General features: G+C 64.8%; 11 protein-coding genes. 5 read left to right on the plus strand and 6 right to left on the minus strand.

The genetic code is table 11. The annotated features are described in order from the left end of the window. Window positions 1-90: 90 nt before the first annotated feature. On the minus strand, window positions 91-1,713 hold the full coding sequence (locus tag ABZW74_RS15525; RefSeq protein ID WP_240856761.1) for a long-chain fatty acid--CoA ligase: 1,623 nt from the start codon (window positions 1,711-1,713) through the stop codon (window positions 91-93). Window positions 1,714-1,958: 245 nt separating this feature from the next. On the opposite strand from ABZW74_RS15525, the gene ABZW74_RS15530 reads away from it, so the two are divergent. Continuing rightward, window positions 1,959-4,943 carry a glycosyl hydrolase family 65 protein gene (locus ABZW74_RS15530; RefSeq protein WP_355277320.1) on the plus strand — a complete coding sequence of 995 codons (2,985 nt, stop codon included), beginning with the start codon at window positions 1,959-1,961 and terminating at the stop codon, window positions 4,941-4,943. A 344-nt stretch (window positions 4,944-5,287) separates the two neighbouring features. Here ABZW74_RS15530 and ABZW74_RS15535 read toward each other — a convergent pair whose 3' ends face one another. Then, on the minus strand, window positions 5,288-6,517 hold the full coding sequence (locus ABZW74_RS15535) for a DUF6880 family protein (protein WP_355277322.1): 1,230 nt from the start codon (window positions 6,515-6,517) through the stop codon (window positions 5,288-5,290). A gap of 109 nt (window positions 6,518-6,626) precedes the next feature. Between ABZW74_RS15535 and ABZW74_RS15540 the strand changes: the two genes are divergently transcribed. The 4 genes from ABZW74_RS15540 to ABZW74_RS15555 all read left to right on the plus strand — a co-directional run bounded on the left by ABZW74_RS15540 (window position 6,627) and on the right by ABZW74_RS15555 (window position 11,021). Further along, window positions 6,627-7,817 carry a hypothetical protein gene (locus ABZW74_RS15540; protein ID WP_355277324.1) on the plus strand — a complete coding sequence of 397 codons (1,191 nt, stop codon included), beginning with the start codon at window positions 6,627-6,629 and terminating at the stop codon, window positions 7,815-7,817. Between the two features lie 704 nt (window positions 7,818-8,521). Further along, the gene (locus ABZW74_RS15545; protein WP_355277327.1) at window positions 8,522-8,953 is read left to right on the plus strand and encodes an Ltp family lipoprotein; all 432 of its coding nucleotides are present in this window, start codon (window positions 8,522-8,524) and stop codon (window positions 8,951-8,953) included. Between the two features lie 84 nt (window positions 8,954-9,037). Then, window positions 9,038-10,438, plus strand: a complete 1,401-nt coding sequence (locus ABZW74_RS15550) for a DUF1731 domain-containing protein (protein WP_355277330.1) — start codon at window positions 9,038-9,040, stop codon at window positions 10,436-10,438. A 76-nt stretch (window positions 10,439-10,514) separates the two neighbouring features. Next, complete coding sequence (locus tag ABZW74_RS15555; RefSeq protein ID WP_355277333.1) at window positions 10,515-11,021, plus strand: DUF2247 family protein; 507 nt, start codon at window positions 10,515-10,517, stop codon at window positions 11,019-11,021. Between the two features lie 120 nt (window positions 11,022-11,141). Here the strand turns inward: ABZW74_RS15555 and ABZW74_RS15560 are convergent, their stop codons facing one another. The 4 genes from ABZW74_RS15560 to ABZW74_RS15575 form a co-directional block, all read right to left on the minus strand. Continuing rightward, a complete protein-coding gene (locus tag ABZW74_RS15560) occupies window positions 11,142-12,359 on the minus strand; it encodes a restriction endonuclease (RefSeq protein WP_355277335.1) in 1,218 nt (405 codons plus the stop codon). Window positions 12,360-12,819: 460 nt separating this feature from the next. Continuing rightward, window positions 12,820-13,964, minus strand: a protein-coding gene (locus tag ABZW74_RS15565) for an IS3 family transposase (protein ID WP_355277338.1) whose coding sequence is annotated in 2 segments (ribosomal slippage) — window positions 12,820-13,697 and window positions 13,697-13,964 — 1,146 coding nt in all. Because the reading frame shifts where the segments join, the coding sequence is not laid out codon by codon here. Window positions 13,965-14,238: 274 nt separating this feature from the next. Next, window positions 14,239-14,694 (minus strand): hypothetical protein, encoded by a 456-nt coding sequence (locus tag ABZW74_RS15570; RefSeq protein ID WP_355277341.1) that lies wholly within the window; start codon window positions 14,692-14,694, stop codon window positions 14,239-14,241. 18 nt (window positions 14,695-14,712) lie between these two features. After that, window positions 14,713-15,006, minus strand: coding sequence for a hypothetical protein (locus tag ABZW74_RS15575; protein WP_355277343.1), 294 nt, complete (start codon window positions 15,004-15,006; stop codon window positions 14,713-14,715). Between the last annotated feature and the right edge of the window lie 128 nt (window positions 15,007-15,134).

Consider the following 15,134-nt stretch of genomic DNA (forward strand, 5'->3'; position numbering starts at 1 on the left):
CACCCTGTTTCGTATCAGCTAACCCGGGTGCTACAGCACACAGATTCTCCAACACGACACAGGGTGTCGGCACTCAGATCCAGCAGCGCGTCAGAGCCGCGTCACCGATAGATCGCCGTCCTTGTACTGAGACCGCAGGCGCTTCTTGTCGAACTTGCCGACGCTCGTCTTGGGCACCGCGTTGATGACCGTCCAGTTCTCCGGGACTTGCCATTTGGCGACCTTGTCGGACAAGAACGCCTGCAGGTCTTCGACTTTCGCATCCGACCCCTCACTGAGCACGACGGCGACCAGCGGCCGTTCGTCCCACTTGGCGTCGGGCACACCGATGACGGCGGCCTCGATGACGTCGGGGTGACCCATCACCGCGTTCTCCAGGTCGACAGACGAGATCCATTCGCCACCGGACTTGATGATGTCCTTGGTGCGGTCGGTGAGCGTGAGATAGCCGTCGGGAGTGATGGTTCCGACGTCGCCGGTGCGCAGCCAGCCGTCGTGGAACTTCTCCGGCGCGTCGACACCGTAGTACGAGCCGGTGATCCACGGTCCGCGAACTTCGAGCTCGCCGATGCTCTTGCCGTCGCTGGGCACCACGTCGCCGAGGTCGTCGACCAGGCGTGCCTGCACCGACGCGGGGAACCGGCCCTGGGTGTAGCGGTAGCGCCACCGCTCCTCGCCCTCGGTGCCGGCCGGGGGTCGAGCGACTGAACCGAGCGGTGAGGTTTCCGTCATGCCCCACGCGTGCAGCACCTGAACCTCGTGGTCCTCCTCGAAGGTGTGCATGAGCGACGGCGGGACCGCGGAACCGCCGATCAGCACGTCGTGCATGCACGAGATGTCCTGCGGGTTGGCCTCCAGATATTGGTGCAGGCCTTGCCAAATCGTCGGCACCGCCGCGGCGAACGTCGGCTTCTCGGCGGCGATCAGCGCGGCGAGGGGTTCGGGCTGCAGGAAGCGGTCGGGCATGATGAGCGACGCCCCGATCATGAACGCCGCGTAGGGAAGACCCCACGACATGGCGTGAAACTGCGGCACCACCGCCAGCGCACGATCACCCTGCTTCAGGGCAGGTCCCTCGGTGGTGCACACCTGCATCGAGTGCAGGTAGATCGAACGATGGGAATAGGCAACACCTTTCGGGTCGCCGGTGGTGCCCGAGGTGTAACACATCGCCGCCGCCGACCGTTCGTCGACCTCGGGCCAGTCGAACTCGGTGGGCTGGTCGGCGATCAGCGTCTCGTAGGCGTGCACCTGCACGCCGTCGGGCGCCTCGACGCCCTCGGTGGACTCACCGGTGACGATGATGTGTTTGACGGTGCCCAGCTCCGGCAACAGCGGGTTGAGCAGTGGCAGCAGCGAGGGGTCGACGATGATGACGTGGTCCTCGGCGTGGTTGGCCACAAAGACCACCTGTTCGGGGAACAGTCGGATGTTCAGGGTGTGCAGCACCGCACCCATCGACGGCACCGCGAGGTAGGCCTCCATGTGTTCGGCGTTGTTCCACATGAAGGTCGCGACGCGTTCGTCGCCGGTCACGCCGAGTCCGCGCAGCGCGTGCGCGAGCTGGGCACAGCGTCGTCCGACGTCGGCGTAACTGCGACGACGCGACCCGTCGCCGGTCCACGTCACCACCTCGGCCTGGCCGTGGACGGTACTGCCATGCCGGAGCAACTGGGCGATCGAAAGGGGGGTGTCTTGCATGGTGCTCAGCATTGAGTGCTCCTGGTTCGTGACGTGCGCGCCGGTCGGGGCGCCGCATCCATCCTGGCACCGTGGGACAACTTGCGGGAAGTGGTTTGGAAATCGGACACGCTCGTAGTTGCGATGCCCGATGAGCGACGACGTCTGGCGGCCGCAAAACGCCTCGTCGTCGCCGGTCAACCCGATAAGCTCGAAGTATCTGGCGACCGTCGATCAGCGGAGAGCGACGACATGGATACACAGACCGAGTGGTTTCGATGAGCGCGCCCGGGACAGGCCGCCCGATGTCGCAGGTGCCCGAGGCGCTGACCTCCCGCCACCAATTGACCGCGAGAATTCACGCCGGGCCACCCGTGCTGATCCTGGATCTCGACGGCGTCATCGAACGATCCGAACTCGAGTTGGTCGACGGTGTGCGTGAGCAGATCGTCAGGGTGGTGCAGTTTTGTCCGGTGGCGGTGATCAGCGCACACGACGCGGAGGATCTGCGGAATCGAGTCGGCGTCGGCGGTGTCTGGTACGCCGGTGGCGACGGAGCGCAGATCGTCGGACCCGACGGTGACGCTGCGGCCGGAGACGCCGCTGATAGGGGCGCTGGCGTCCGACGCCTACTCGAGGTCGTCGGAGGCCGGGGCACGCTGCCGATCTACCTCGGCGACGGGCCGGCCGCGGAGTCGGCCTTCGAAGCGTTGCCGTCGGAGGCGATCAGCGTGGTGGTGCGCTGGGCCGAAGACGATGACCGTCCCACCGCTGCTCAGTTCGTTGTGGCGGGTGCAGACGATGCGCGCGAATTGCTGGAGCGGCTCGCCGACCTGCTCGGCGCCGCGCGCGACATCGACGCTCCGCCCGACAGTCCGTGGACGGTGACCTACGACGGTTACGACCCGGCCGCCGAACAGTTGCGGGAGTCGTTGTGCACCATCGGTAACGGTGTGTTCGCGACTCGCGCAGCTTCGCCCGACTCACGCGCAGGAGACACGCACTACCCGGGCACCTATGCGGCCGGTGTCTTCAACCGCTTGGAAGATCAGGTCGCCGGCCACACCATCGACAACGAGAGCATGGTGAACCTGCCGAACTGGCTGTCGCTCACCTTCCGGATCGACGACGGAGCGTGGTTCGACATCGATTCCGCAGACCTGCTCGACTACCGGCAGACGCTCGATGTTCGACGCGCAATCCTGCACCGCAACTTCCGGTTCCGTGATGACGAAGGTCGGGTCACGGAGGTCAGCGAACGCCGCTTCGTCGCCATGCACCTGCCGCACGCATGTGCACTCGAGACGACGATCACGCCGCACGGATGGTCGGGCCGCGTCGAGTTCCGGTCGCTGCTCGACGGAGCGGTCACCAACTCGCTGGTGCCGCGGTATCGAGCGCTGGCGAGTACGCACCTGGAATCGGTCGCCGCCAGAGAAGTGGCCGACGATTCGGCGGTGCTGTCGGTGCAGACCAACCAATCACGTGTCGGGGTCGCAATGGCCGCCCGAAACACGCTGTGGCGCAGCGAAGAATCCGTGGAAGGCGAGTATCGACTGGTCCACGAGAACGACGGTGGCGACCGCATCGGGCACGATATCTCCGTCGATGTCGTTGACGGACAACCGGTTACGCTGGAGAAGATGGTCACGGTATTCACCAGCCGCGACCCGGCGATCTCCGAGCCGGCCGACGAGGCCACCCGATGGCTGGGCCGGCTGGGGCGATTCGACGAGCTACTCGACGGGCACGTCCTGCGGTGGGGCACCTTGTGGGATTGGTTCGACATCGAATTCGAGGGTCGCGGGGACGCGTTGCGCATCGCCCGATTCCATTTGCTGCATGTGCTGCAGACGTTGTCGCCCAACACCACCGATCTCGACGTCGGCGTCCCCGCGCGCGGCTTGAACGGCGAGGCCTACCGCGGCCACATCTTCTGGGACGAGTTGCTCGTGTTCCCGGTGCTGAATCTGCGGCTACCGGCGCTGACCCGGTCGTTGTTGCGCTACCGATACCTCCGCATGCGAGAGGCGAAAGCCGCCGCGGCCGAGGCCGGACACCAGGGCGCGATGTTCCCGTGGCAGTCGGGGAGCGACGGACGCGAGGAAAGCCAACAGCTGCACCTGAATCCGGATTCCGGGCGCTGGAATCCCGACCCCAGTCGCCGCCAGATCCACATCGGCATCGCGGTCGCCTACAACGTCTGGCAGTACTATCAGGTGACCGGCGATCTCGAATTCCTCGTCGATTCCGGCGCCGAGATGCTCGTCGAGATCGCCCGCTACTACGCCAGTCTCGCCACCCTCGACGAGGCGAGCGGCCGGTACGCGATCCGCGGCGTGATCGGGCCCGACGAGTTCCACGGCGGTTATCCGGACAAGCCCTACGACGGCGTCGACAACAACGCCTACACCAACGTGATGGCGGTATGGGTGATGCGACGCGCGTTGGAGGCGCTCACTCTGCTTCCGCTGCAAGTGCATTCCGACCTCACGCAGCAGCTGGGTCTGCACGTGCAGGAGACGTCGCGCTGGGAAGACATCACCACGCGGATGACGGTGTGCTTCCACGACGGCGTCATCAGCCAGTTCGAGGGCTACGAGAAGCTGGCGGAACTGGATTGGGACGGCTACCGCGCCAAGTACGGCAACATCTCTCGGCTCGATCGAGTGTTGGAGGCCGAAGACGACGACGTCAACGCCTATCGCGTCTCCAAGCAGGCCGACGCGCTGATGCTGTTCTACGTCCTGTCCAACGACGAGGTCCGAGATCTGTTCGAACGCTTGGGTTATCAGCTCTCCGACGACGACATCCGGCGAACCGTCAACTACTACATGGCCCGCACCTCACACGGCTCGACGCTGAGTAGGCTCGTACACTCCTGGATTCTGGCCCGCAGCAACCGGGCCGAGGCGATGGAATTCTTCGACGACGTGCTGCGCTCGGACATCAACGACATCCAGGGCGGCACGACCCCCGAAGGCATCCACCTGGGCGCAATGGCCGGCAGCGTCGACCTTCTACAGCGCTGCTTCACCGGCCTCGAAACCCGCGGCAACCGCCTCATCCTGCGTCCACATTGGCCCGATTCCCTTGGTGCCCTGGACTTTGCCATGTTCTACCGCGGCCACCGCCTGCGCCTGCGCGTCAGCGGCAAAGAAGTCCAAGTCACCGCCGCCGCAGGTGCGCAGCCACCGATCGAGATCGAATGCCGCGGCCACGTCGAGCAACTCAGCCCGGGCGGCATCGTCCGCCTCGGCTGAGATTTGCCGCCCGCCCCACCACTGGTTGAGCCGCCCGCGCACCTACCGCCCCACCGCTGGTCGAGGCCCACCGCTGGTCGAGCCGACTCCGAGCCGCTAGGCCGCCGGGTTGAGGAGCGACGAGGGAGCGAAGCGAGTCCGACGCGTCTCGAAACCAGGCGTCGTGTCGAGACCACCTCCCGCACCCACCCCTGCCCCTTCCGCTCCCTGAGGTGCGACGAGCGCAAGCGAGGAGCCTCGAAGGGCCTGGTGAGACGACATCGCAAGCGCACGAAGGGCTTCGAGGCTCGCAGGCTCGCACCTCAGCCAGCGGTGGTGGCTCGCGCCTCAGCCGGCGGGTGTCCTCAAGGCAACCCCGCCTTGTCGAACTCCTGCTGTAACCGCGGTCGGCGTCGGTTGTCTTCCCGGAGATCGGCGATCAGTTCGTCGACGCTACTGGCGCGATCAGTCCCCTTCGCGATCGTCCGCATCCGCTTGAGGTGCCGCGCGGCCGCCTTGTAGTGCCCGACTCCCGTGTACTCCAACTCGGCGTCGACCAACCCGACCAGCGGGTCGAGAACAGCGAGCTTGTCGATCTTCTCGTACCGCTTGATGAGGTCGATCCAGAGTGGGTCATCGGGCGAAAGGCGCAGTGCGCGTGCCTGTTCCCACGCCAGACGCGGGTCGTCGAGTGTGAACAGACTGAAAGCCACTGCGTCCCGCGGCTGGTCCGACAATGTCTCGGTCACCTCGGCCGACAATGTCGACCACTCGTCACCGGCAGCGCCATACAGTCGGCTGGCGGTCGTCGACGACGGCCACCGTCGGAACACCTCGGTGCGTGCGGCGAGGACGTCGTCGGGCCGGTGGGCGGCGAGCAGGTTGCACCACGTTTCGGACGCGGTCAGCGCCTGATGCCATGGGTCATGCAGCGATGCGCGATGCGCCCAGTCGATGGCGAGGTCGTATTCACCGATCTCGGCCAGCGCCTCGGCGGTGTCTTCCAACCAGGCCGCTCGCTTCTGATCGCGCGCATGTGTCCGGATGACGGCGTCGACGTCACGATCGAACACGGCGAGCCGTTGGTCGTTGTACTCCAACCTGGATCGTTCGTGACGATCGGGGTCGCGCCAGTCGTCGGGAGGGGGCGGCGGGGAGATGCCGGCCCGGATCGCGTCGAGCCGTGTGCGGTAGCGCGCCATTCCGACGTCGCCGAGCGCCGGCGCGTAGGCCACGGGATCGATGGTGAAGAAGTCGCACCTGTTGTGAAACTGGAAGTCGATCATCCAGTCGACGAGCTTCGCCGGCGCGACACCCGCGCGTTCGGCGACGGTGGGGTGCAGGGCGAGGAGTCGGCGGATGGCGCCGCCGATGATGCCGCTGGAATCGTCGGCACGCATGATGAGCGTGAGCGACGAGGCGAGCGCTTTCTGGGTGACAGCGAAGACGTCGGCGGGATCGTCGCTGGTTCCGGCGCCTTCGAGGATGTCGACCGCCTCATGCATCTGACTGCCGTGCGCGTTGGCCGCACGCAACCGGTGCAGGTCGGATCGGGTGCGGATGAGTGGCAGAACGGTGTCGGCGAGTTCGGTCACCTCACCATTGTGGATGAAGCCGTTCACTTCGACGCAGACTGTCGGCGCCCCTTCGTAGCGTGAGCCTCACCAGGTCATCTCCGATGGCCAACAGCACGGGGAGGGTGCCATGACCGAAGCCAGACTGAACGCCACCATGTGGTCCTCATTTCGTGGCCGTCTCGCTCGACGGTTGGTGACGTTGAAACGCGACGAGTTCGTCGAGGTTCACGGCGCAAGTCAACGCAGTCATACCGCGCTGATCTTCACCTTGACCGGTTCGGGCCGCATTCGATGCGCAGTAGACGGAATGGCTCTCGGCCCCTTCTGGCCGCCAGAGGAGGCGTCGGTCGGGCTGGCGCAAGTCGCGACGCTTGATCGGCTCGGTTGGCGGCAGTTGCGGTCGGGCGAGTACATCCGCGAGTCGGGCAAACGCAGCCTGGGCGAGCTCGTGTCCGCGGTCGTTGACGTCCTCCGGCAGGTGTGGGGCGTCACCGACCCGTCGTCGTTGACGTTTCACGATCCGTTCGGACTGGAGGCAAAGAAGGCCCCGCCACAGCCGGACAGTCCACAGGAGGGCATCGCGCTGCCCGGCACGACCACCTCGGTCGGGATCGTCCCCGACGACGCGCAACACCTGCTGGAGTTGGTCCGTCAGGTGCTGTCCGCAATCGTGGGTGCCCGTGTCGAGATCGAAAGCAATGCAGTTCATTTCATGACTGTGGATCGTGTCGACACGAAGTGTCTGGTGTCGCCGCATGCGATGCGAGTCGAATTGTGCACTCCGGTCGGGCATGTGACACCCGATATGGCGCTCTTGGGCGCGGTGATCGCGGAGCATTCGTCGCGCTGGCCAGACATTTCCATGGTTGTCACGAAAGGCCACGTGTTCGCTGTGCGTGCACTGGACTGTGCAGTCTTCCATCCACTCAACTTCGAGGCGATGTTGACATCGTGGGTCGAGTTCTGCAGCGACGGTGCCATCGACATCATGGAGCAATTCCACCCCGGGTCGGTCAGTCACTACGACCCGCCGCCCGGCGAACTGCCGCTGCGACTGGCCGCCTTGATCGACGAGTTCACCGCAGACCCGGCGAAGATGACACCCGCCGAGATCATGCGACGTACTAGGGCCAACACCCCGCTGCTTCGACGCTACGCACGGATATGCTCTGCGTTTCTTGAGGATTCGACCGTCGCCACCGACTCCGATGGCGAACTCCGACGATCAGTGATCGAGAAGCTCATGCCGGTGCTGGTGGCTGCGACAAGCCTTGCCGCTCAACACAATGTTGCGTGGGAGATGCCGCGGGGTGCATAGGCGTGCTCAGCAATTCACTCCCGCGAGCCTCATACAGTGCGGTGGAAGCGGCACGGTCGGACCGAAGCCATCGCCGCGGTCGGATTGGCTGCTTGGCGGTGACTTTGCCCTGACGCCAAGCCGATGCGAGTCTGTGTACCTTCTGCGCGGGTTCGCCGGCGCCACCTGATCTTTGGTGCCGAGCCAAACTGCTGTAGTAGGTGATCGCTTCGGCGACACCACCTCCGGCTACTAGGCCTAGATCCGTGGAAACGGAGCCAACCTCCGCTGCCTGAGGTGCGACGAGCCCTTGCGAGGAGCCTCGAAGGCCTGGTGACGTGTGCGCTGCAACAATGACGGCTCTGATCGTCATGCTGCTGGCATCTTTCATCGCAGAGTGAACCCCGGTGTCCACACCTTGAGGCAGTATCCCACGCAACCGGGGTTCGTAGGAATCCTTCGATTGGATGATCTTCGTCCGGCATTGGCAAGTGGCCCAAAGTGTATGTGTTCGAGACGGTTTGGAGGTCGATGAAATTTGAAGTGTCGTGTGCGACGAGTGGTCTACGCATTCTCTGTGCGTGGTTCGACGAGGGGCGGACAATCAAATAGGTGGTCCGCCTGAATTGTCGGTGGTGCCCGATAGCTTGTCACTACTCGTCGGGCGCGAGACCCAAACGGCCACGGCAACAACGGCGAACAGTATCGAAGGCAAGGAGTGAAAGATGATGAAGGTACACAAGCTGCCCTGGGTGGGTGCTCTCGCCGCAGCTGCCGTGATCGGTGGCGTGGCTGTGACAGCGGGCCCTGGAGCGGGCGACGTCGCCGTGCACGACTCGGGACAGATGTCCATTGTGTTGGCCGGCTACACCGTCAGCCAGCAGAACGCGATCGGCAAGGCGAAGGAATACCTTGATATTTCGGCGTTTTCGCGCTCGGGACTGATCGGTCAGCTGAAGTACGAGGGCTTCTCGGAGTCGGATGCGACGGTCGCGGTCGACAGTCTGCGAGTCAATTGGAATGCGCAAGCGGTGAAGAAGGCCAAGGAGTACCTGGCGATCTCGTCGTTCTCGCACTCCGGTCTGGTCGACCAGTTGGAGTACGAAGGCTTCACCTCCAGCCAGGCCGAGTACGGAGTGCGAGGCGCAGGACTCTGACGTCGCACACCGGTGGGGTGTGATCTATCTCCGGATGTGAAGGACGACACCGACAAGTGGGCGAGTGTGGGCCTACGGTGACGTATGGCAAGTACAAAGTCGTACGCCCAGTTCATCGCTCACGACGTCGAGTCGGTGTGGCAGGTCGTCGGTGATCCGACGCGATTGCCGCAGTGGCACAGCGGATATCGGGAACTCTCGCTCGACGGTCCGGCTGCAACGGGTGCACGCGGTGACTACGTACAGTCCCACCGCTTGGCCGGACGGTTTCACCGTCGTCTCGCGCCACCGTTCACCATCACGGTGTACGACGGGCCACGACACCTGCAGCTGACCCAGCCGGAACCGGTCGGTGACGCCGTGATCGATTTCCGCCTCACCCCGGCCGCCGGTGGCTGCATCCTGACCGAAACCGTCACCGCGACAGCCGGATCGGGTTCGGTGAGTCGGCTCATCCTGTCCGGAGTGCCGCAGTTGGCCGACCGGGTCGACGTGGCCCGACTGGCCCGGCTGGCCGGGGTGACACCCGCCGACGACGCGCTCACCGTCGTGCTGGCCGGTGGCAGCGGCGCGCTCGGCCGCCATCTTGCCGCCGATCTTGTGTGTCGCGGGATTCGTCCGGTGATCCTCACGCGCAGTGTCGATCCCGCGCTAACGTTCAAGCAGGTGCGCTGGGACGGCCGCACGGTCGGGGATTGGTCGGAGGTACTGACCGCGGATCGACCGACAGCAGTGGTGAATCTGGCGGGCAAGCTGGTGGATTGTCGTCCCACCGAACGCAATGTGGCGCTGCTGCGGGACAGCCGGGTCGATGCGACCCGCGCGTTGGTCGAGGCGTCGAAGCGCCGGGCCACGCCCGTCTCGCATTGGCTGCAGGCGAGCACCACTGCCATCTGGAGCGACGCTGGCGAGCAGTGGTGCACCGAGACCACGCCCGTCCCCGACGGCCTACCGCAGATGACGGGGGTGGCCCGGCCGTGGGAGGAGGCGGTGGCCGGCGCGAACACCGACCACTTGGTGACGTTGCGAACCTCGATTGTCCTCGACGCGCAGGCGCCGGCGATGAAACGTCTCGCCGACCTCACCCGCGTCGGACTCGGCGGCCGCGTCGGCTCAGGCCGCCACTGGTTCAGCTGGATTCACGTCGACGATTGGCTCGCGATCGCCCGTGCCGCACTGGGTCTCGACCAGCAGATCACCATCCCCGACGGGCTGGTGATCGGTTCGAGCCCCAACCCGGTGCGCAACGTCGAACTGATGGCGGCACTGCGCTCGACGCTGCACCGACCGCCCGCACCGCCGACACCGGCACCGCTACTGCGGGTCGGTGCGATCGCGCTGCGCACCGACCCGGCGCTCGGTCTCACCGGTCGACGCGCACGATCGCAGGTCCTCGACGATCTCGGATTCGTGTTCCGCTTCCCGGACCTCGACATGGCGTTGGAGGACCTCCTGGGAGAGACGAGGCGAGACGGAGCGTCGTGACGTAGGAGGTCCACACGTGTGGGGTCCAGATCGCCGCTGGGTGCCAGACGGCGCCAGATGCGGTATGCCAGAAGACATGGATCACCGGCATGTGACCTTTCGCCTGACGTCCGAGTTCGTCATACGAAACGCCATCCTGACCCCGGCCGAAGTGAAATGCGGATACGACCAGCAGTGGCTGTCGGCGGCAGACGTGGTCGCGATTGCCACGGCCGGTGCGGTCGCCGCACCTGAGGGTATGGCCGCCGTTGACGAGCTTTCGCTTCTGCTGTCCGATGAACTCGACCGCGTCCACGAGGTGGTGAAAGGCCTGGCGCCTGACCCCGCCCGGGTGTGGATATACCTGGCCACAGCCTGGGTTGTGCAGCATCCCGCCGATTTCGGTGGCACCCCTCTCGAGACGATCGATGAACTCTATTGCGACTTCGAACACCCGGTCGAGATGGCAGATTTCAGCACCTACATGCCGATCCCGCCGGGTGCCTCGCCGGGACTCGACGGGGCGTGGGAGCGGCTGCACGCATTTCTCGACGACGGTGCCTCGACTTTCCATTCGGCGCGGCGCCCGGCGAGTCCGGTCTGAACCGGAAGCGATCGCAGGTGCACGACGACGCGGATTCGTGTTCGGGTTCCCGACCTCGACCGCGCGTTGGCGGACCTGCTGGGGGAGCCTGCTTAAGGGACGCGTACTGCTGCGCCGCCGCTAGTCGGGTGGCGGCAGGGATTGCCTTGTAACAGAATCGATTTGGCGTCGGAGCGCGGTGCCGATGCTGTCTGGCGGCGTGATCTTGGCCTTCTCGAACAGGGCGAGCACTCGAGAGTAGGCGGCGGCGCGTTCGCTGGCCGACGCGTTGACGTCGAGCGCGAGATCGATGGCGCGCTGAGCCGTCCGCAGCAGATCCTGTTGTTCAGCGGTGAACGGAGTTGTGCCGGCTTCGCGCGCCAACGCGTCGGCCTTGCGCCATGCGCGCTCGGCGGCGGTCACACGGTCGGCGAAGTCCCGGACGAGTGCCGCGTCGGTGGGCACGTGGTCATCGATGCGAAGTGTGTCGGCCGACGCGAAGGCGTCGTGGAATGCCTGCACCGCAGGATGATTGACATCGGAGAGGAGTGGTCGGAAGAAGAACTGTGTCGGATCGGTCTCGTAGGCCGCGTACTCGACGCGCACCGCGTTGAGCCGCTCCATCGAGCGCTTCCAGAGTGATGGGATGCTCGCGTCGGTGACGTCGGCCGGAGTTGACGGCTGGTTCAGCGCCGTCGTCGCACTCTGCTGCTTCTTGTTGCGGTCCTTGACGTACAACACCCAGAAAACCGCGGCACCGACGATCACGCCGAAGAGTGCCCCGATCGTCTCGCCCCTGGACGTTCCGGGTTCGGGGGAGAACAACTCCATGAGGCCGCCGGGAATCGCGAGCGTGAGGACGATCGCCCCGATCAGCCGCCAATGCCGTTGCACAAACGGCCAGCCGGTGGTCTTCCAGAAGCCAGGTGGCTTCGGGAATTCGGCCGGGGTTGCACCGCGAGGTGGTGTCCACGTGCTGGGTGTAGCGGGGCGCGGTACCTGGTTGATACCGGCCCCTACGCTGTGGGCTTCCATGTTGACCGGGACGATGTGTCCGTCACTGTCGTACACGAACAGCGCTATCTGCGACCTGGCCGCGTAGTCCAGCGCGTCCTGGGCGTAGGCGGAGTCCGTGAAGTACAGCAGTTGTTTGGAGTGGTCGTAGGCGCGGGCCCCGAAGAGGCTCTGTAGTTCGGTCAGGCCGACCATGCCGCCGCGCCATTTCACCTGTGCGAGTCCCCGTGTGGCACGCACTTCGAGTGCCCTGGGCGTAGTCACGTAGGCGTCGGGGAAGCCCATCTCGCGCATACGCCTGGTGACGGCGACCTCGGCATCGAGGGCGGTTCGGATCGTACTCACCTGGTCAGCTTAGAAAATGACTCTGACGAATCCGGATGACTGCTCGCGATATCCTCCGAGTGCAGGACAACGGTGTGGACGGGAGTCGCTATGAGGTCGAGGCAGGTCATGATCGGCGGTTGCGTTGCCACCCTTGTTGCGAGCGTCGCGTTGGTGCTGACGTCGGCGCCGCAGAGTTCCGCTGCACCAACAACTGTCAACCCGGCCGCCTATGGGGTTCCAGGCAGCCCGGGATACTTCCACTGGAAGTACGCCTCGTCCCCGACGCGTGAATGCTCGATTTACCCTGTCGACGGCAGCACTGCCGTCCTGTGCTCGGTTGGGTTCCCGCCCGGCACGCCGCACGTCAGTAGTCCGCCGTTCAGTGGGCCACCCAACGCGGTGAAGATCGTCGGCGGAACTGGCAGGTCCCCGATAACCGGTCCAGTCGGTGCTAGAGCCAGTTCTTTCTTGCGGTTGGTCAGTCGATCTCGCAGCCCACGGGGTGATGCCGGTGGGTGCATCCGGCAGCGTACTCGGCCGGGGTTTGGTAGCCCAGTGCTGAGTGGCGGTGTCGGTGGTTGTGGTCGTCTTTGTAGTCGCCGATGACCACGCGGGCCTCCAGCAGGGTGGGCCAGCAGTTGCGGTTGAGGCATTCGTCGCGCAGCCGGTTGTTGAACGACTCGATGAACCCGTTGTTCCACGGCGTGCCAGGCGGAATGTAGGAGATCCCCACCGACCCAGCACAGAACTCCCGGAGGGCCTCGGAGATGAACTCAGGCCCGTTGTCCATGCGCAGCACCATCGGTGGGCCACCCCAGATCGCGAAGACTTTCTTCAACTCCTCGATCAGGCGCTCGGAGGTGATCGAGCGGTCCACGATGTCCAGCAGCGACATGCGGGTGTGTTCATCGACCATGGACGCGATCTTGATCTTGTGTCCGTCGACGGTGGAGTCGAACTGAAAGTCCAATGCCCACACCACTTTCGGCGCGTCCGCGACCACAACTGGTACCGATGATTGGCCCGCCCGTTTTCGGCGCGGAGCGCGGCGCACCTGCAGTCCTTCGTCCTTCCACAACCGGTGGACTTTCTTCTTGTTGACCTCGTCGCCCTCATCGAAACGCAGCCACGCCCACGCACGACGGAACCCGTGACGAGGGTGTTTGCGGGCGTAGGTGCGTAGCTGCTCGCGCAGGCCGGCGTCGGGATCGGCTGGCGTCTGTGCTTGGGGTAGCTGCCGATAGGCGGAGCGGGCGAGCCCAACAACCTTGCACGCCTTACGTTCTGACATGTTCATGCGATCTTTGAGCATGTCGATGGCGGCGCGTTTGGCGGTTGGGCTCAGAATTTTCCCTTGGCAATCTCCCGCAGTGCGTCCTTCTCCAACTCGGCGTCGGCGAGGAGCCGCTTGAGCCGGCTGTTCTGATCGCGCAACTCTTTGAGTTCCTTGGCGGCGTCGGCGTCCATGCCGCCGTACTGGCGGCGCCAGTTGTACAAGGTGGCCGCCGACACCTCGAGGTCGGCGGCGATCTCCTCGCCGGTCTTGCCTTCTGCGGCCAGCTCGTCGGCTCGGCGCAGCTTGCGCACGATGTCTTCCGCCGAGTGACGCTTACGTCCTGCCATGATCCCTATCGTCCCTTCGCGCCCTCTTCAGGGCAATCAGGACTCTAAAACCAACCGGACCGGTTCATGGGGGACACGCCAGAACGATCTCCAACACGATCACGGAACGGGGCGCACGGGTGGGCCGCGTGCTCCCGCCGAATCATCGCATCGTCGTCGGCGACATCTCGTGCACGGCGCTCCCTCGCGGAGGTATCGACTGCGCGAAGGGGCCACGCGGATTCCGCTACGCAAACGGTGTGCTCACGAAGCGCTGAACCCGAAACGTGCTGTGCTACTCGTAGGTTGCGAGCGGATGCACCGTGCTGCTCGGGTCGCGAAGTGTGAGGAATGACGCGTGGATGACCCACCAATGCCTGCGCAGGAGCGTGACCGTTTGCGCAGCCACCAGGTCGCGGTGCTTGCGGCCGAATTCCCGCACGTACTCCTGCTTGCGGGGTAGGTAGCGCCACTCGCTTTCCTTCAGCGGAGGTTCATTCGGTGAATACCCAATGGCCAGAGCATCTTTGGGAATGGTCGCGCGGAGGCGACGAAACCTGTTGACTCGAAAGGTGATGAGCGGGTGGTCGCGGCCGTTCGTCTGATGAGATAGTTCGATGAATTCGTACGTGATGGGGTTCAGGGCGCCGAGGTATGCGGCGAGGTCGTCGATGAATGCGCGCCACGAGTCCTTGATCTGATTGTCGTAGTCGCCAAGCTCTTCGAGGTAGTGCTCGTAGTTCTCGATCACGATCTCCTCCTGCGAGTGTCAGCGCCCGTTCAAATGACGCCGGCACCAGTCGGTGCTGTGTTTGGCCGTGCACTCGGCCCACTGTCGCTGCTCGTCGGCCCACGGATGTCGCGGGGTCTGGCCGCGGTTGAGCCGCCACCGATAGTTGTCGCAGATGATGTGGTTGCCGCGTGAATCGATGGCGGTGCGTCCGATGTCGGCGCCGATGCAGCGGTCGCCAAGCTGGGGGGTTGCACCGTCGGATACACCGGCGCCGATGCCGAGACCCGCGAAGGCCAGCATGGCGGCCACCAAGATTGTTGCGTATCGCATGATCTGATCCGTCCCGGTGTTTCCGGAGGGTTGGTCTCAAGGGAGAATGAAACCTATGGCAGCGGCAGGATCGAAGCGGTACTCGGCTGAGCTGAAGCGCGACGCGGTGGACATGGTCAGGCAGTTGG

This window comes from Gordonia sp. NPDC003585 (assembly GCF_040610755.1).
Classification (GTDB): Bacteria; Actinomycetota; Actinomycetes; order Mycobacteriales; family Mycobacteriaceae; genus Gordonia.